This is a genomic window from Paenibacillus sp. FSL R7-0163, from assembly GCF_037969975.1.
GTDB classification, from domain to species: domain Bacteria; phylum Bacillota; class Bacilli; order Paenibacillales; family Paenibacillaceae; genus Paenibacillus_AQ; species Paenibacillus_AQ odorifer.
Window position 1 is genome coordinate 4,630,025 of record NZ_CP150224.1, and the last position, 19,143, is coordinate 4,649,167.

A 19,143-nucleotide genomic window follows, 5' to 3' on the forward strand; every position below is an offset into this window, starting at 1 on the left:
ACTCTAAGTGAGATATCAGAATATTCATACTTGTTAAATTGCGTCTAACAATATCCTCGGTTTCAATATGATAGCCACCGTTTTTCACACGTAGAGCAATACATTCAATATTTAGCCGAACATCTGCTAGTCCCATATAAAACACAATAATTTCAAAGCCTTGTTCCTTTGCATCCTCATCTGCCTTATAACGTTACCACCCGCTAAAGGGTTTCCACAATGAAATCTCACTTATTCCAGATACACTACCTGGCTATTCTTATGGCTTCTTTCCCAGCAGATACTTTACTCTTTTCAGGATGCCCATTAGTGATCTTGCGGCTATGCATCTGGAATCATCAGTGATTCTGCCTTATGCCATGCTCCGATATAGAATCTTCAATCTTCCACTTTCATGAAATGAAAAACATAATATTCTCCGTTAATTTTTAGCTATTCCTTTTCTTTTTCATTTCGTCAAATTCACATAAAGTTAAGTAAAATTCAAGGTTTTTGGTGATGCAGCTGGATGATGATACTCAATATCCTATGGATTCTCCAAAAACTATCATAAAATGTAATATATTTAACGCAATAGTTTACATATACATTACATTATATAATTAAAAAAGCTATTTTTTTCTTTTTACAAACTTAAAATATATTAAATTCATAATATTCATTGACTGAAACAAATACTAGTGTTATATTTCCTAACATTAAATAATAAAATACATACAGGAAAAGGAGATTACGCACATGAATAAGTTCAAACGTCTACGTGAAACTAAAAGAGAGCATTCTGGTTCCACCCGATCTGAATATTCACCAGCAAAAAAAAATTGGAGTAAAAAGCAATTTATAGCTACTTCAATTGTGTTATCTGTTATTGCTACGAGTGTAATTCCGTTCCAAACAGCTGACGCTTTAACTAGAGTTACTTCAGAAAGTGGCACAGTATGGGAGATTCACGATGTCTTTGCTCCTAGCTTAGACACAGGAAGTTTACGTACAGTTGGTGCTACACAAGTACAAGGTTTCGGCAATATCTTTGTTAAAGTGTCCTCGCCTTCAGCTCCACTGATGAATGGTCAAATGATGCGTGGGTTTGACTTGAAATATGACGGCGTTAATAAGTTTACTTCGGCTCAATCTGTAAATCTAGGAAATGTAACTGTAACACGTGAGGTGTATGTGGATACTATTCATAATCGAACGAGATTCTTTGATACTATCACTAATAAAAATGATGTGGCAATAAAAGTTGATGTATCATTCGGTGGCTCTTTAGGATATGGTACAACAACAAATGCTTCAGTAGTTAAGGCAACCTATTCAGGCGATCTAAAGGTAACTACAGATGATTCATGGATTGTTGTAGATAGTAGCGCCAAAAACAATAAGCCGCTAGGCGTTGCAGTGGGATCTCCAAAGCCGTTTGATAATGGATTAACCGGTCTAGGTAATCAGCAACAGGATCCATTCACAATACCCTTAGCTGAGCATGGAAATGAAGCGAATTTCTATGGGTTCATTAATTCACTAAATATTGGGCCGGGCGAATCGAAATCCCTAGTAAATTATGTGCAAGTTGGAGAAGCTGGTGAAGAAGGGTTGAAAAATCTGGTTGCTATGCTAGATGGACTTAATAGTCTGCTGGATGTAACAGGATTAACAAACGCACAAATTCGGTCAATTAGCAACTGGGATATATCTGCTATAGAGGGACTTGATACTGGAGATCATCTGGTTATTCCAACTGCTCCTGCACCTAAAGAATTAGTAACTTCATCGCCGTATGATGTTAAGAATAAATCCATTGCAGAAATGCAGCAGGATATGATTAATGGCAAAACTACTTCTGTACAAATTACTCAAGCCTATTTAGATAGAATCAAGGTATACGATGAGGGACAATTGGGATTCCATGCATTCCTGCATGTATCTGAAACTGCGCTTAACCAAGCAAAAGCTGCTGACGATGCCCGTGCACAAGGTGTAAAAGGTGATTTATTGGGTATTCCAATTGCGATAAAAGATATTTATGATACAAAGGATATGCCTACTACCGGTGGCAGTAAAGCTCTTGAAGGCTGGCAGCCTGATTCTGATGCATTCCAAGTGAAAAAACTGCGGGAAGCTGGAGCTGTAATTATTGGTAAAGTAAACACTTCTGAGTTTGCTAACAGCGGAAGCTTTAGTGAAAGCGGCTGGCAGCAAACATGGAATGCACTCTATCCATCGAAAACATCTTTTGGCTCAAGCGGCGGGTCTGCAGTATCTGTTGCAGCTGATTTTGCAGCAGCAGCAATGGGATCGCAAACAGGGGTATCTCTATATGCACCAACTACAGGCGCTAGCTTAAAAAGCTTCCGGGGTACAGACGGTATGGCAAGTACTACAGGTGTACTGCCACTCACTTGGGGACAAGATTATGCAGGTCCCATTGCCAAAACAGTAACTGACCTAGCCATTATATTGAATGCTACAACGGGTACGGACCCACAGGATATTTTCACAGTCACTGCTGATGCAGATCATAAGCGTCCAGTGGATTGGAAGGAATCTCTGGATGCTAATGCATTGAAAGGAAAGAAAATTGGATACATTCCTGCATCCTTTGTATCTGCATATGCTGATGATGATACTGGACAGGCAGTGATGGATAAGTTCTCAGAGCTTCAAGCAGCGGGGGCGACAATGGTTGAAATGTCAGCTGTACCATCAGGCCCTAGTCGTCCTTCAGGTATTAATGGATCTACTGAAGGTTGGGCACGTTATATTGAGCTTCATAAGGACTTCCCTTATATTGATGGAGCAAGTGTACTAGCTTCAGATAAAGTGCTTATCTATAATCAAAGAGGATATAGTACCCCAACTCGTATGACTGAACAGGCTGTACAAGATTACATTAAGTATAGAACTGACTATAAGGAAGTTATCAAAGGCTGGATGGACGCGAATGGTGTTGATGCTGTTGTTTATGCAGGTTTTATTAGCGACGTATATAACAATGACGCAGCAGCTTCTCAATTAAGTTCAGACCGTAACACAGGCGTATTAACCTCTACTATGGGTCTACCTACGGTAGTTGTTCCTGTAGGAACGAATGACAGCGGATATTCTATCTCTATGCAACTGGTTGGTAGAGCATGGGACGATGCAAAAGTTTTAGGCATGAGCTACGCTCTTGAGCAACAAAGTCAAGCTAGACTACTTACAACATTTGCTCCAGCACTTCAATACGTTTCAAACTCTACTAATCCTGATCCAAACACAGATAATGGACCAACCCATCCAAATACTGGAGGAGGTACAGTGACACCTCCAGCAATAACAACGCCTATAGAAACACCGGCACCTGCAGAAACAATAACACCAGCAGATAAGCCGAAAGTTGTTAGTTTTGTAGATACAATGAATCATTGGGCAAAAGCAAGCATTGACGCACTAATTGCTAAGGGATTATTGACCGGTTATTCCGATGGAACATTTCGCCCAAATTCAGGTTTGACTCGTGCCGAAGCAATTAAAGTAATTGCAACTTACATGGGACTTGAAGGACAAGAAAGTAACTTTATAGATGTATCTCCAACTCATTGGGCGAATAAGTTTATCGGTGCAGCTGCCGGATCAGGCTTGATGAACGGATATAGTGACGGAAGCTTCCGTCCAGATGAGAAGATTAGTCGTGGTGAATTAGCGGCACTAATCACTCGAGCCTTTAAGCTAACAGGTACTGGAAACACATCATTCAAAGATGTTACAAGAAATGCATGGTATTATGATTCCATTGATGCACTCGCATCCAATAATATTATTACAGGATACGCAGACAGTACATTTAAGCCTGAAAAAGATATTACTAGAGCAGAGTTTGCAGCAATTGTTTCCAGATTACTAGAAACTACTAATTAAAAGAAATTCAATTAAAAATGACAGAGTACTCGAGTAACCACGTTTACAGGAAGGGCCATCCCGAAAGGGATGGCCTTATAACTTGCCGTTACAGATAGTGCGATGAACCGTATCATAAGTAGGGCGAACCCTATCCACACAAAAAACGACTCATCCGTAGACAAGTCGCTTTCAAGTTTTATTATTAATGGATTATTACTGTGTAATTGTCATCAGTCTCACCGCTTCGCCTTATAAAACTCATGATAAAGCTTCATGAGCGCCCTCTTCTCTATCCTCGAAACATAACTCCGCGAGATCCCCAACTCCTTAGCAATCTCCCGCTGTGTCCTCTCTTCTCCACCTGTATCCAGCCCAAACCTACCCACCACAACTTCTTTCTCCCGGTCATCCAGAATATCTAGGTTGCGATATATCTTACTCTTCTCGATCTTCAGATCTACTTCTTTAATGACATCATCAGCCTCGGAGCCAAGGATATCGATCAAAGTAATTTCATTACCTTCCTTGTCTGTCCCAATCGGATCGTGCAGAGATACATCTTTACGAGTCTTCTTCAAGGATCTTAGGTGCATCAGAATTTCGTTTTCGATACAACGGGCAGCAAAAGTGGCCAGCTTTGTGCCTTTGTTGGGGCGATAGCTCTCGATGGCTTTAATCAGGCCGATGGTGCCGATGGAGATCAGATCCTCCATGTCTTCTCCGGTGTTATCGAATTTTTTCACTATATGGGCAACGAGCCGCAAATTATGCTCAATCAACAAATTGCGGGCCTTGGCATCTCCCTCAGCCATCATCCCTAAGTATCGGCTTTCCTCCTGCTCCGAGAGCGGTTGTGGAAATGCATTATTCCTTACGTATGATACCAGCAGCGTCAGTTCTTTGATCAGCAACGCAATCGTGCTTAAGAATCCAGGCAACTTGGCGACACCTCCCGCACTTGTACAATGAAACCGATCTGTTTGCCTTACGGGTTCATGGTCATCCTTATTGTATGTGGGCGTGCGCCTAGAAGTGCCTGTACGGGGGAAATTGTACAACCACAGAAATTTATTTTTTATACGAGAAATCAGTCATACTCTACTCATTCACTTGTCTTTTAACACGATGTTGTTAGCGGTAATTCTCACTCTCTTTTGATAATAACTTCCGCTTCACTAGACGTAAAAACCTTTATGATGTCCTTATCAAAAGTAACCTTCAAAATAGACTCTGGTAATTGTTCAAGAATACCCCCGCAAGAATCTCCCGACGGATCACCGTACACAGCCGAAGCCAGCCAGTGGATTCCAGGTTCAAGGAAAGTCGTCAGTGTAGGCAAAACAGTCCGGGGATGAAGCAGGTTTGTGTTGGCATTAGGCCAAATTAGCTCCGCCTTTTCATAGCCGATCAAACCCTTGACTCCGCTTGTTCCCCATGCTGTAGATACTGCGGCGGTTGTAAGGCCGATCTGCTGTTCCACCCCCGCTTCCTGACCAAGCGCGAAGCCGCCCTCTGCGGCGTCCAACGGTCGTCCGGTCTCGATCCGGTGTATCCGAATATGCCAGGGCAGCCCAGCAACGATCCAGGTCCGAACCTCCACATTAGTCCATGGCTTCCAGACGGAGTGCAGCACATTGTCCACAATTGTTGTCTCCATATTCCGCCGTCTGACCCGATACAAGTTGTCCCCGCTCTCACTCAGAGCGAGCATGGAATCAAATGCCCCTTGAGACAATCCCCATTCGGAGCGGGGCACACTGAATCCGAAGCCTGTTGAGTATACAAATTTCTCATACTTGGCAGACGTGTGGGTATGTTCATTCGTATATAGATGACCGCTGTTGAAGGCAGCCACATGGCCGGAAGCAGGTTCGCGGACAATGACAAGATGCGCAGGCTTCTGGACTATAACTGCAGGAATATCCGGCAGCGGCAGTTCTTCTTCCTTCCAGAATGGATGCTCCGCGCTGAGAGCCAATGGCAGGAATGTCTTTAACGCCCAATAGGGCGAACCGGGAGCGTTATAATTCTCCGCCATGACCAAGTTGGGGTAGGTATAACCAATCGTCAGAACGCCTCCGGCATCAAAGATCGGCTGGCTGAACCACCAGCGCAAATTGCGCAGTACTAATCCTTTGACCACACCTACAGGGAATACTTCAACGCCTGCATAGACGAGGGCACCCCAGAAAGCAGACTGGGCAAAACGGTAGCTTAAGCTCCTTCCATAAGGAAGGGCAGATCCGTCCGGAGCGAACCAGCCCAAGAATTCGGTGGCAAAAAGCCGGGCCCGTTCTTTGAACACCTGTGAACGTTCCGGGTCCTCCTGTTCCATCAGCTTCGCGTACAGTAGCGCATAATAATGGATGGCAAAAGGAACATAATAATCGCTATGCCCGTTAATTCCATCACTGTACCAGCCATCACCCAGATAAAAATCATCCATTCGCTTCAGATTGTTCTCCAGCTGCTCCGCGTCGTAGGGACAGCCGACTCTGCGGAATCCGACATTAACCAGCACGTTGAAGAACAGCCAGTTGCAGTCATAGCAAGGATGGGAATTAATCTGATTCAGCCAACTGTACAATTGCTCCTGTTCCTTCTGGGTAAGTGGTGACCAGATCTGTTCAGGAATGGCGGCTAAGGCGAAACCGAAGACCGCCATCTCTACCAGACGCTGGTCATAATCTTGAACTACACCCCAGTATTCTTCATGGGCAGGATCCGTGCCGTGGCGTATGCCATCCAGCACAGTATCCCAAAGCCTTTCACCGCCTCCCATGAGCAGGGGCACTAAGCCCCACAATACCCGGGAGAAACCTTCCATTTCTGCAGTTGCAGCCGGATAGCTCGCTCCTGTTCCGCCGATTGCCAGCCGTGCACCGCCTCTGCTGTAGAGCGGCCGAAGCGGATCTGTAAGCTGTTCAAGAGCAGAGATCAGATCCTCCCGGGTCTTTAGCGGATTTTTAGCAATAGTCGTAAATGTCTTCTCAGTCTGCATTATGTGCCCCCTATTCCCAGTAGAACGGTCCGGCTTCTTTTAGCCGGGCTAGCGCTTCGACATAGAAGAAATCACCATAGATTAGCGGAACATCTATATTCCGATTCTCAGGATAGTTACTCGTACCATGAAGCAGCAACCCTTCTTCTTCTGCATTGTCCCAAGTTCCATAATTCCTATAAAGGGATTCTGTAATTCTTATAGCCCCGTTCTGATACACATGTGCCTCCGAGTCATCTACTTGGCTAGCTAACAACAGCAAGCCACTCGCTGCACAGGCACCAGCAGAGCTATCCCGAATCTCCCCAACTTCACCGGGAGCACGGAAATCCCAATGTGGAACATGATCTTCGGGCAGACGGGTCAAGAAGAAATGCGCGACCTGCTTGGCTGCATTGAGGTAACTTTGCTTGCCTGTATGATGATAGGCCAATGACAGTCCGTAGAGCGCCCAGGCTGCCCCGCGCGACCAAGCTGACTCGGGCGCAAAACCTTGCCCGCCAAGCTTTTCAACCACTTCGCCCGATTCCGGGTTGAATTTGACGATGTGATAAACCGAACCATCCGGCCGGATGAAGTGCTCCAGCACCGTATCCATATGCGCCTCAGCGATATGTCGATAACGTGGATCCCCTGTTACTTCGGAAGCCCAGAAAAGCAGGCTGGTATTCATGCAGCAATCGATAATGGCTACCCCGCTGTTATCCTCGCCTTCACTCCATGGATTCCAGGCCCGGATGTAGCGTCCTTTCAGATTGAAGCGGGCCGCCAGATAGTTGGCTGCCTTCAACGCCCGGACTCGTGATGCTTCTCTGCCCGTGAGCTTGTAGTTCGCAACACTGGTCAACAGCCACATAAAGCCTAGGTCATGGTCCAGCTTCACATAACCATCCAGCACCTCGTCAAGCCGTTCCTCACACTGCTCAGCAACCGCTTTCAAATCCTCATCACCACTCTCAGCATAGAGCTGCCAGAGCATTCCCGGCCAAAAGCCGGCTGTCCACCAGTTTGGTGCTTCAAGCACGTATTTGCCGCCTTGACTCGCATGGGGGAATTCTGCACCGATTCTCCGGTTGTTCGTTCTAGTCTTCTCCAAGGCTTTGCCCCAAGCCTCGTCTACCCAAGCTTGCTTTACTAATCTACTCATCTAAATCCCGCCTTTATTCGAATTAGCCTCTACCCTCTGATAGAGGACTTTTTATAAGCTCAGGCCCATCTTTTATAGAAATTGAAAAGTGAATACCAGTTTGCCCACCGCGCCAAGCTGAAGCACATGGAAGTCCAGACTATACCAGAGCTTCTCCATGCCAAAATGATCCCGGTACATATGCACAGTAATCTCCGGCTCAACTTTCAGTGAATCGTAAGTCACTTCAACGCCGCGAGTCATAGTCCCCGGCAGCAGCAAGGTACCCGGATGAAAAAGCTTAGGCTCACGCCAGGTGACAAACCGCTCCGTCCAGCTCGCTGGAATTCCCGCATACCGGTAAGTGTCTGTAAGCTCCAGCTGTGGACATTCCTCTTTATGCCAGACGAACGAACGGATTAAGGACTGTAGTCCTGTTACCTGATACGCCTGTGTCAGATCCAGTGTCAGCTCATCATTCTCCTCCGCCGCCGATGCATGCAGCACTGTGGAGCTGAACTCCCGACCGGCCAGCTGATACTGGCCATCAATGATCGGCAGCGAATGACCCTGCGATCCATTGCAGTCATACTGGTAACGGCCAGCCCCAAAATAATCAGCAGTATACTCTCCACTCCCAAGATCGGATGCGTAGATTTCTCCCCGGCCGCTCAGAATGAAATGTCCCAGATCATTATGGTTATGCGGTTCAGCATTGTGCCCGCCCTTGGCGGCGAATCCGAATGAACCCGCCTCCGACACATGACGCGAGACAAGCCAAGCGGCATCAGGGAGAAAATAGCTGGCGGCTCGCCAAGCTTCGTCCTCCTTGCCTGCCCTGGTCCAGATCAGATTGCGGAATGCCGGTGCAAAGCGGCTGCAATGATCTTCTGTGTAAGGAGCACGCAAAGCGGATGGGGGGTGTTCGACATCCGTACAGACTTCCGCCAGATAATGGGACAATCCCATATGTACTAGCACCTGAGGCACTGAATCAGAGAAATTGGCTACATGACTTCCGTCAATGAAACATTTTTGTTGGAAGCGCGCGATTTGCGCTACCTTCTTTTGCTTGAACCAGTCCAGTCTGCCTGCGCTTCTGGAACAGAGCAGATCGCTATAATAAGTGAAATAACCAAACCCATAATTCCAGTACCCAAGGCCTTCCAGACAGGCACCATCCTCACCGAACCCTTCCAGGTAATGCAACATGGCGCGCTCTGTCCTCAGCAGAATATCCGCAAGCATGGCCGGGTCCTCCACAGACAGCAAGGCAGCAGCCCCGATTGATCCCGCACAGACCGCTGCCCAATTATGCCGCGCTGTCTCCCAATCATAAGGGCCATTTTCTAGAAATGGACGAAACAGTCTCCGCTCTACTTCATGGTGGATTCGGGATCTCAGAAGCTGCGAAAGTCGTTCCCCGAGCAAAAGTAAAACTTCACTTAAAGTAAATCCGGTCTCGGAAGAAAACAGATCAATATACCGGTTGATATCAGCTGCATTATGATCCGCTGGGAGATGGGCCGGAAGACACCAGGTGTACTCATCGCATATAGCCCAGAGGATGTCCTCCAGCTTCTCCAGTACTTCCGGATGATCCGGCTCCAGCAAAGCCAGAAAAACATAAGTATTCAGCCTTCTTCTCCGTTCAAAATAGACCCGTTCATATTCCAGCCTCGAACCCGTACGCGAATAAATGGAAAATAACGTATACGACAATTCAGGTATAGACTGCCCGTCCAGCCTTACCGCCTCCGCGCGGATCTCGCTGCTATCTGCCTGTAGTACTCCCGATGATAACGCCCGTTTCCAAAAAGCAGCCGCATCCCCCTTTGGATAATACAAGCTCAGATCGACTGGTTTCATTTTATGCACTATTTCCAAAAGCATCTGTTTATTCATGCCTTTTTTCCTCCTTATAGATCAGTCAGATCCGCGAAGCATCTCATTCTTCACTAATATGGCTGAATACTTTTTATTCCAAGGCATGATCTCTCATAACATCCTCACCGGCTGTAATTTTTAATGAAGTCCATTTCATCTCTTCCCCTGACCAGAAAGGATCAGAAGGGAGCAGCCCCAGCGGGAGGAATACGGAGGCGCATAAATAAAGACTGCCTGTATTGATATAGCTCTCCGCAAGCTCCGGCTGATAACCGTATACCCCCGGACGTAGCCATCCGGACTCATCCAGCGTATCCGGATATTCCATAATTCGCGTAATCACAGCTGTCAAAGCGCAGCGTACCTGTGCAGGGGGCAATGCTTCCTCCAAAAAATGCTGCAGCGCCGCCTGCGACAGCAGTTGAAACGCCCCAAATCGGTAAACGATCGAACGCCCGATAAAGGGATAGGTTCCATCCGGTGCAATGATCCGTTCGAGAACAGTAGCGTATCGCTGTGCCCGTTCCAGAATCAGCGGTTTCAATGCGGAATATTGCTCCGACTCCTGTTCAAAAAGTGCTACCACATCCACCAGCATCGGCTGAATAACAAAGCTGTTGTAATAATCCCAGTGAAAGTCCTTGCCATCCCCGTAAACTCCGTCGCCCTTATACCAATCCATGAACATATGGACCGCATAACCAACGCGCATCCGGTCATATTCAGGATCGCCGAGTATATACAAAGCGGCTTCCACCATTGCACTGAACAGCAGCCAGTTGCTTCCGCTTGGCGCTGTCCGGCGTGTCTGCTTCAACGCTGTTATTAAGTTCCCTTTGACCCGCGCACTCAGCTTGGCGGCAAGCTGCTTTGGTGCACGAACCAGCGCGTGTGCCAGGAATGCCGCATCAACCAGCGGTTGGCCTTCGGTCTTGAATTCCATATAATCAGGTGAATTCGGATCAACAGCGGCATCAATGGCTTCCAGCATTAGCCCTGCATAACGTGCTCTAAGCTGTTCTTCCGCACCCTCAAGTCCCTCTAGTTCAAGCCAAGGGGCCATTCCGCAAGCCAATCTCGCAAAAGCCTCCAAATGGGCAAACTGGCTCCGATCCCTATGAAACTCTGTAGGCAGCTGTTCCTTTAATTTCCGCTCAGCCAAAGCATTCAGCACAGGCCCCCCGATCAGCAGCATTGTATCCAGCCAGTATTTACGCTGTTCCTTCCCATTCATGCACAATTCCACCCTTTCAATTGCGTCTAATCAGCTACAGCTATTTCTCTTGCCTACCGCCTGAATCTTGTTATATTGCGTAATCTTCTACTATAGTTTAGTGTTGTATTATTGCAATGTCTTTGCGAATAATGATGTTTTATTGCGTATATTGTGATCAATCTGAAAGGGGCAATTCCAATGAAGCATGCCCAGTATTATGAGCCGTTCGATGGAGATATTCTGGCAGGTATCGGAAACTCGCCCATCTCACCTACCAGGGATTTTCACATCCATGATCACTATGAGATTTTCCTGTTCTTGGGCGGCAAGGTGAACGGTTTTGTAGATCAGTTCAGCTATCCCCTGCAGCGGGGCAATGTTCTGTTGTTCAACAATCACGAGATTCATAAAATCATCAATTTATCTCCAGAGCCTTATGAACGGTTGACAATCCATTTCAAAGCTCCACTTGTCTATCCCTTCTGTACCGCATCTACAAATCTGCTCGCTTGTTTCCAGAACCGCCAGCCCGGAGAACATAATCTCGCGCAAATGGATGAACCGCTGATTGCAGAGTATACAACCCTTGCTTCCCGCCTGATTGAGACATTAGAGAATCAGCAGTACGGGAGCGAAGTTCTGGCTCTGACCTACCTGGTTCAAATCCTCGTCCTCATCAATGAGCTGTACAGCCGTACCCGATCCACCGTGCCCAGCATTATTTCCTCACATATTCAATCAGCCATGAGCTATATCGACAACCACTTGCATCTAAATCTGTCACTGGAGCAAATCGCTGGAGAACTGAACGTCGATAAATATTATCTCAGCCATCTGTTCAAACAGCAGACAGGCGGAACCATCTACCGTTACGTCTTGCTCAAAAAAATAGCGTTATCCAAGCAGCTCTTGTCCGCCGGGAACTCCGTATCCGATACCTGCTATCTGTCCGGCTTTAACGATTATGCCAATTTCATCCGTACCTTCAAGAACATCACGGGCATTCCACCTGGGAAATATGGTAAAAGAGCTGAGCTATAAAACTCAAATTCAAGGATTTTTCAAAAAAAGATGCACTCGCAACTGCGGTGAATAGTTGGACTTCCGGCCGCTGTTTTCCTAAGTACTCCCTGCCTCTCCAAATCTATAAAGAACCTGGCAGCCCGCTTAATGCAGCCTGCCAGGTTCTTTGAAATGCTACTTACAAATATCCCAGCAGATTGGAGATAACTTGCGCACCTTCGGCACGGGTCATCGTCTCTTGTGGCGCGAATTGCTTATTGCCGCGTCCCTTGATCAGTCCCGCCTGTTCGGCGATATTTGCTGCGCTCTTCGCCCAGTCATGAATCCGGGAATAATCACTGAACGATCCTACAGCAGGTTCATTGGTCCCGCTTCCCTGCAAATATTCATAAGCACGAACGATCATCACAGCCATTTCCTCGCGGGTAATGCTCTGATCCGGTGCGAACGAATCTGCACTTCGTCCGAGCACGATGCCAGCTCTGCTAACAGCTGCAACGGCTTCGGCATACCAGGCCTTGGAATCCACATCACCAAATGTTGCATGGCTCCCTGCCTTAAGCCCAAGCGCACGTGCAATCATAGCAGCGAATTGTGCCCTAGTTACATCCCCTTGCGGATTAAATTCCGTACTGGAAATGCCTTCGATAATATGCTTCGCGGCCATGGTCTTAATCACATTAGTGGCCCAGCTGTCACTGCTGACATCCGTGAACAGCTTATCGTATTCCAGGACCGCATACTGGCTGAAATGCCGTATTTCAGCAGTCCACTTACCATTAGTCAACGTTCCGCCCATGAAATCAAGCGCACCATTTGCAGAAATATAGTAGCTGCCTAGCAAGCTTATATTGGCATCTGGATCTACGTTGAACGTAAGTGTCAACGGTTTATCAAAAGCAGTTACCGTTACAGCAGTGCCGTTCGCAGCAACAACCTCCAAGCTGAAGTTGATCACATCACTTGCCGCAGATAAATGTACGGAACCATTAACAGCCCGATTATTGATTAACTGTTCCACAGCATCTCTGGATACCTTCACTGCTGAGAGCTTAATTCGCGCCCCCTCCGTTTGACCTCCAATAGCTTTTTCTTGAATGCTCTTCAGCACTTCTGGGGTCAGATCGATAGCAACCTTACTCCAAGCCAGACGTAGAGTGTTCTCTCCGATGATTCCTGATAGTCCTGCTGGAAGCAGTATGGATTCTGTAGCTTCAGTGAGCTGAACCGTTATTACTCCTCCAACCGGTGCCGCAAAATCCTTTCGATCAAGAACCTTTTCGGCCTGCGGCAGCGGTGTTGGCGCCGGGGACGGGGTGACTGCTGGCGTTGGTGCTGCCGTCCACACTGGTGCTTCCGTTGGCGCCGGCGTAGATGTTGGTGCTGTTGTTGGCTCCGGTTCCGGCGTTGGTGTTGGTGTTGGTGTTGGTGTTGGTGTTGGTGTTGGTGTTGGTGTCACTACCGGAGGTTGCTCTGCTTCGCCCACTGTCACGGTTCTAGTCACTTCGATAGCCGCGTTGCCCGCCGCATCACTCACATTATAATGATAGGTGTAGATGCCTGCCGCCTTAGTGTCCAGTGCCAGTACATTCTCCTCATTCTTCGTAATCGTTGCTACAATGTGCTCCGTAATGTCGCCGTCACGGTCATCTACCGCTGTGGCTCCGGCATCCGTATAGCTTGCGCCATTTTCCAGTTGAATGGATGGTTCACCAAGCAGTGTAATCACCGGCTTCATTACATCCGGATCAAGTGCAACGACTACTTTTCTTGTCACTTCCGCAGCCGCATTGCCTGCAGTATCGCTGACATTATAATGGAAGGTATAAATATCAGCTTTCGCCGTATCGAGAGCAGTCAAGCCGTATACTTCACTGCTAACTGTTGTAGTTATACGGTCTGTAATATCACCATCCTTGTCATCATAAGCAGTCGCTCCTGCATCTGTATATTCAGAACCGATGTGCAAAATCACTGTCGCATCACCTAACAGAGTAATCAAAGGCTGAACAGTATCCGGCTCCGGCAGCTTGATTGTTCCGCTCGCTGAACTGTCCGCTGTAGCCTCTCCCTTACTCAGTGATACCGTAAAGCTGAAGCTGCCGTTAGTCTCATCGGTTGCTTCTTGGAAGGAAGCCAAGGTAATCTCACCGATCGCAACTCCAGTATCATTGAGACCGGGCAGAGCGCCTATCGTCTGCAGCAGCCAAGTCTGGACAGCTTCTTCGCTGTTTGCCGCTTCCTTCTGCACGCTGTATACCGCACCTTCTATGATACTCTTAGCCTCATTTACAGCCTGCTCATTAGCAACGCTGGCTTTATCTCTAGCTACAGCCACATAGCTGATCAATGCAGCCTGATTGCCTGAATACGTATTGTTTATTGAGTATTTCACAGTACCGCTCACCGGAAGCGTGAAGTCATAGTTAATCATAGCGCCATTAGGACCTGCGACGAGGCCGGTTCGGACCGGTTTGGTCACTTCTTTCCCTTCAGCGTCAATATAGCTGAGCGTAATATCCATCGTGCGGTTGGTGTTGTTCCACCAGTCCCGATGGAATGACGTAATCGTATATTTGCCTGCGTTCAAAGGGAGCAGGTATACAAGTGGATTATTTTTTGTATCCGAACCATAAACACCTGTCTGACTTTTATCAGAAGGAACTACAGCGCCACCAAGCCCCTTGAGGAGGTACTTAGTACTGGTATGCCCCCATACGCTATTGCCTGTCGAAGGCTGATCCGCCTTGTTATTAAGCAAGCTGTCACCTACAAAATCCTTGATTAACGTATACGGCGGCGTGATACCGTCCACCGATACACCAGCATCGAGGAAGTATAAGAGCCCCTCCGGCACCACTTCCACATAACAAGTTGTTTTCAGATTTCCATAAGTGCCGGTTACAGCTACCCGTTCATACGGATTATTGAAGCTGGCCGCATTTACATTCCACTTTACTGATACCAGCAATTTGGATCCGTCTGCCCGAGTGGCTTCCACCTTGTCTGGAAGATTCGGCAGTTTTCCGGCATAAGTAGCCAAATCCTGAGGAGCGACAAGCTCCCGTATATCTCCCGTAGTCAACTGGTTCTGGGCGGAGATCAGGCGTGCTTCAAGCTGAGTAACTCCTTCCTGATCCAATTTGTATAAAATAGGATTATCCAGCGCTTCCTGTGCAGCGCTCTGTGCATCTACGAAGAGCTGCCAGTCTCTGTCCGAATATTCATCCTGTTTGTTCATTTCTTTCGCGGCTGTTACCGCCGCCTGAAGAGCAGCAGTATCTACAGTGCCGGTTACTTCCCCGGAAACAACCGCCACCGCATCGACAACCAAGGTGCCGCTTACCACCTTTATTTGCACATGGTGCTGGCCATATTTAAGCCCGCGGAGTGTGTACGTCTGGTACAGCTCCTTGGAAGCTAATGTATCAGCCGATAGAGTAATAACTTTTCCGTCCACCGTTACCTCAAGCTTCGCCGATCCGTTATTCGCTCCTAGAATATCCAGTCCGGTACCTTCAAACGTGTATTCCATTGCAGCGTCTACAGCCTGGCTGGTAGAAAGAGAACGCTGGTAAATGTACATGCCCGCTCCGTTTATATGGCTCCACGACCCGGTATATATCAATTTAGGGTTCGGAGCAGCAGCCAGGTCATACATTTCAAGATTGTCTAGAAGCTCTGAATAATACGGCGTGTAGCCCTCAACCTTCTCCACCTTCAAATTATCGAAGCGGACGTGATAGTAGCCGCTGGCCAGATCTACCCGGCCGGACAATTCAGGAGTAGGATCGGTATAGGAAGCCAGCTTCACCCCATCCAGATAGGCGGTCACTTTATCGCCCGCAACCTGAACGGCAATATTATGCCATGCGTCATATGCGGTATCGAATCCGTCGATCTTCACGCCGCCGGAACCGTTCGCGGCATTTCCGCTCGCAACTGCGCTATTGTTGACCAGCAGCTGCCAGCCGCCGTCGAACCAGAATTTCAGCACATACGGTGTACCGGTTATGGAGTGGGAACTGCCACCTCCCTGATAACGGGCACCTATCGCAGCATAATTGGCTCCGCCCTGAGTATTGTTTGTTTCGAACGAAACATCAACACTGGCCTTGTAGTTCATCCACCGGTTGTCGCCGATGGCCGTTACTGGATCTCCGCTGTTCCATGTGCCGCCAAGCCCCATGGTTCCCGTGTCCAGCTGCTGCCGCAGGACATAATTATCAGACCCGTCCGGAAGATAGGCCTCAAATGCCCCATTGCGGTCATGGGTATAACGCGGGGTAACGCTTTGGGAACCGCCGCGGGATTCAATATAGCTCTGGGTACCCTCATATTGGCCGCCTGCACCAATCTTCACGACAGTTTGCTTAGAATAGTCAAAATCATCAGCGTACAGAATGTTGTCCCCAGTACTGTGTCCCGCTCCTGTAGTATCGGTATCCAGTACGGTACGCTCGCCTTCTACAGGCAGCGGTGTATTATATTCTTCTTTGTCCTTGTTCTTCAAAGTAGACACGGTCACGGTCGAATACGGTTTAACTTTAACGGTATACACCCCGCTGCCATCAGCAGTGATATCACCGAGATACTGCATATAATTGCTGTTGAACGCTTCTCCTGCATCAGCAGCACGGGTTTCCCATACTTCCATGGATGGATTACCCGTATAAGCCATATTGACTGTCTGCAGCTTGTAGATTTTGGAATACTCGCTGTCGTTCACGATAACCGTCGAGAAATCTTTTTTATCAGGTGCTGCAAGGGTTATATAGCTAGGGGAACCGTTGCGGCCGCTGACCGGATTGGTGCCTGTCGCACCTGTGGAGCTGGCTTGAGGAACCGCTCGCCAGATCCCAGCAGTATTATCCTCGTTCTCCCAGCCTACATTCGCAAACCAGCTGTAATGCTGCAGAGTAACAAGACCCGCATCATAATGAATCCAGCCTGACCACGGATCGCGCATGCTGACCAATTCCTTGAAGGAATATTGTCCGCCTTCATAGAAGGAGCCAATGGCTGGCTGGTAAATAAAGTGCGTCCGGCGGGAGTTAACGAATCCTTTAATAATCGTGTTACTCATCTCCAGCGGACTGCCGACACCACCAATGCCGGTTCCTGCCACTGTAGGATCTTTCATATTGTTGTTAGGACGGAAAGAGGAATTACTGAAGGTAGACTGCGCCTCACTGTTCCAGACCTCAATATCATATTGTTCTGCGAGTTTTTTGAAATTGCCTGCGCTGTCGTCGTCCGTGTTGTAGTGGTATCCAGCGATCGGCACAGCTTCCCGCAGAGAAGGATCACTCACCATACTGGCACCGAAGCTACCAATCCCGACTTCATCGGAAATCACAGACTTGATCCGGTTGTACAGTTCCCGCTCTTCGGTGCTGTTGAAGCCTTCGCTGTCAGTCTTGACTCTCTCAGCGTACTGTTTGGTCCACGCCAAATCTGGAGCGTGCTCGTTGATATAAGGATTAACGTAATCGGCCATATAACCGTATTCACGATAAGCGGCCAGAATGGTTTTTTTGTACCAGGTATAGATTTTGTCGTTGTTATTCGCCCAGGCCGGAGCACTCCATCGCAGGATGCTCACTTTAAGATCAGGGTTCACTGCCTTGGCATCTGCGGCAAGCTGGAAGCCGGGATGCCGGGTAACATTTGCCTCTTCATCGGCCGTACGCATAGTCGCCGGGTCAGGTCCGGTGGAGTTATTGCGGTCATTGCCCATCTCGATTTTCACATGCGTCATGAGCGGATGTTCTCCACCAAATAAGATCTGAAGCGTTTCTGCATAAGCCTCTGGATGCTCTGACTTATAATCCAGCAAAAGCGCACTGGTGCTGTTAGCGCTTAGTACACCAAATCCCTTGAATGTGAGGCCGTTGACATTGTCAGCTTGGATATCGTTGCCGTCAAGCAGAACCTTGACCATAGAAGCTGCGCTCTGTGTAGCTTCTTCGATCTGTTTCTTGATTCCGCCCTTGGCAACGGCGAACCAGCTCAAAATAGGTTTTTCGTCAGCAACATAGGCGTAAGTCAACGTCATTGGACTACTAACGTCAATGTCTCCAGGAATGGTGAATTCGCCTGAAATTAGCTTAGTCACATTAGTGTTGAACTGGTCAAACAAGATCGTCTTGGTTGCCCCGCTAGCATCCTTATACTCGATCTGAGGACGTATTACACGGGAGCGGCTGCCATACCAATCATGGAAACCGCTGCTGAGCGTATAGGTTCCAGCTTCAAGCGCTTTTAATTTATACACGATATGATTGCTGGCAGGGTCGGCACGAAGTCCGACAGTCCATAGGGACGGATCAGTAGCTGGATCGGTAAGTCCCCCGTCTTTGGAATTCTTGACCTTGTTTACGGAATCATCAAATCCCCAGTCCGCCGTACCGCTGATATACTTCTGGTCGGGGGACTGGTTGAGCAAATCGCTGCCGCTCAGCGTGCGAACCGCTTCGTACAGCGGCGAGGAAGTAGGCCCGTTGCCTACGGAATCGCCCCCTCTGCCGCTATCCACAAAGTAAACCAACGGATTACTTGCGGGCGGAATAACTTCCACACTGGCAACGACCCGCCCCCCGTTCGCTGTACCGCTGACGGTCACGGCATCGTATGGCACGGCAAAGGTATCTGCACCAATATTCCAGTTCACTGCTGTGCTCTGGCCTCCGATATCAATGCTGGATGGCAGAGTAGTATCTGCAATTGTTGTCGCCCCCATATGGGCGGCAGCGTAGATAGAATTTACGGTAGCAGCAGAGGCTGCAGACAGAGTGAATGCCGGAAACATCCCAACTACGAGCGCAGTAGTCATCGTTATTGAGAAAAACCTTTTACGAAAGTGACTTCTGTTCATTCTCTTCTCCTCCTTTGATGGCCAATAATAAAAGAAAGCGTATTCATTTCATTGTTAAATGAATAATTACTAGAGTTATACTGACCCCTTTGACTTATAAAAAAACCTGGCAGCCTATGAAGCATGCAACTGCC

The 19,143-nt window shown here is 47.9% G+C and carries 8 protein-coding genes; 2 read left to right on the forward strand and 6 right to left on the reverse strand.

Going from position 1 to position 19,143, the window contains the following annotated elements:
• Nucleotides 1-738: 738 nt before the first annotated feature.
• Nucleotides 739-3,897 carry an amidase family protein gene (locus NST45_RS20380; protein WP_081388055.1) on the forward strand — a complete coding sequence of 1,053 codons (3,159 nt, stop codon included), beginning with the start codon at nucleotides 739-741 and terminating at the stop codon, nucleotides 3,895-3,897.
• Between the two features lie 218 nt (nucleotides 3,898-4,115).
• On the opposite strand, the gene sigK is transcribed toward NST45_RS20380, so the two are convergent.
• From sigK to NST45_RS20405, 5 genes are all read right to left on the reverse strand, one after another.
• The gene (sigK, locus tag NST45_RS20385; protein WP_036675850.1) at nucleotides 4,116-4,817 is read right to left on the reverse strand and encodes an RNA polymerase sporulation sigma factor SigK; all 702 of its coding nucleotides are present in this window, start codon (nucleotides 4,815-4,817) and stop codon (nucleotides 4,116-4,118) included.
• A gap of 206 nt (nucleotides 4,818-5,023) precedes the next feature.
• Nucleotides 5,024-6,880 carry a DUF2264 domain-containing protein gene (locus NST45_RS20390; RefSeq protein WP_339823626.1) on the reverse strand — a complete coding sequence of 619 codons (1,857 nt, stop codon included), beginning with the start codon at nucleotides 6,878-6,880 and terminating at the stop codon, nucleotides 5,024-5,026.
• Between the two features lie 10 nt (nucleotides 6,881-6,890).
• Entirely contained in the window at nucleotides 6,891-8,027 is a 1,137-nt protein-coding gene (locus NST45_RS20395) for a glycoside hydrolase family 88 protein (RefSeq protein ID WP_036675853.1), read from the reverse strand.
• A 72-nt stretch (nucleotides 8,028-8,099) separates the two neighbouring features.
• Nucleotides 8,100-9,911, reverse strand: coding sequence for a heparinase II/III family protein (locus tag NST45_RS20400; protein WP_339823629.1), 1,812 nt, complete (start codon nucleotides 9,909-9,911; stop codon nucleotides 8,100-8,102).
• A gap of 73 nt (nucleotides 9,912-9,984) precedes the next feature.
• Complete coding sequence (locus NST45_RS20405) at nucleotides 9,985-11,127, reverse strand: DUF2264 domain-containing protein (protein WP_076224213.1); 1,143 nt, start codon at nucleotides 11,125-11,127, stop codon at nucleotides 9,985-9,987.
• 180 nt (nucleotides 11,128-11,307) lie between these two features.
• Here NST45_RS20405 and NST45_RS20410 point away from each other — a divergent pair, with 180 nt between their 5' ends.
• Entirely contained in the window at nucleotides 11,308-12,150 is an 843-nt protein-coding gene (locus NST45_RS20410) for an AraC family transcriptional regulator (protein WP_038569280.1), read from the forward strand.
• Between the two features lie 160 nt (nucleotides 12,151-12,310).
• On the opposite strand, the gene NST45_RS20415 is transcribed toward NST45_RS20410, so the two are convergent.
• Nucleotides 12,311-19,009 (reverse strand): S-layer homology domain-containing protein, encoded by a 6,699-nt coding sequence (locus tag NST45_RS20415; protein WP_143766133.1) that lies wholly within the window; start codon nucleotides 19,007-19,009, stop codon nucleotides 12,311-12,313.
• Between the last annotated feature and the right edge of the window lie 134 nt (nucleotides 19,010-19,143).

Bases quoted from the DNA above. Each gene is read 5' to 3' on its own strand.
- NST45_RS20390 (WP_339823626.1), bottom strand. From the start codon at position 6,880: ATGCAGACTGAGAAGACATTTACGACTATTGCTAAAAATCCGCTAAAG.
- NST45_RS20415 (WP_143766133.1), bottom strand. From the start codon at position 19,009: ATGAACAGAAGTCACTTTCGTAAAAGGTTTTTCTCAATAACGATGACT.
- NST45_RS20410 (WP_038569280.1), top strand. From the start codon at position 11,308: ATGAAGCATGCCCAGTATTATGAGCCGTTCGATGGAGATATTCTGGCA.
- NST45_RS20380 (WP_081388055.1), top strand. From the start codon at position 739: ATGAATAAGTTCAAACGTCTACGTGAAACTAAAAGAGAGCATTCTGGT.
- NST45_RS20405 (WP_076224213.1), bottom strand. From the start codon at position 11,127: ATGAATGGGAAGGAACAGCGTAAATACTGGCTGGATACAATGCTGCTG.
- NST45_RS20395 (WP_036675853.1), bottom strand. From the start codon at position 8,027: ATGAGTAGATTAGTAAAGCAAGCTTGGGTAGACGAGGCTTGGGGCAAA.
- NST45_RS20400 (WP_339823629.1), bottom strand. From the start codon at position 9,911: ATGAATAAACAGATGCTTTTGGAAATAGTGCATAAAATGAAACCAGTC.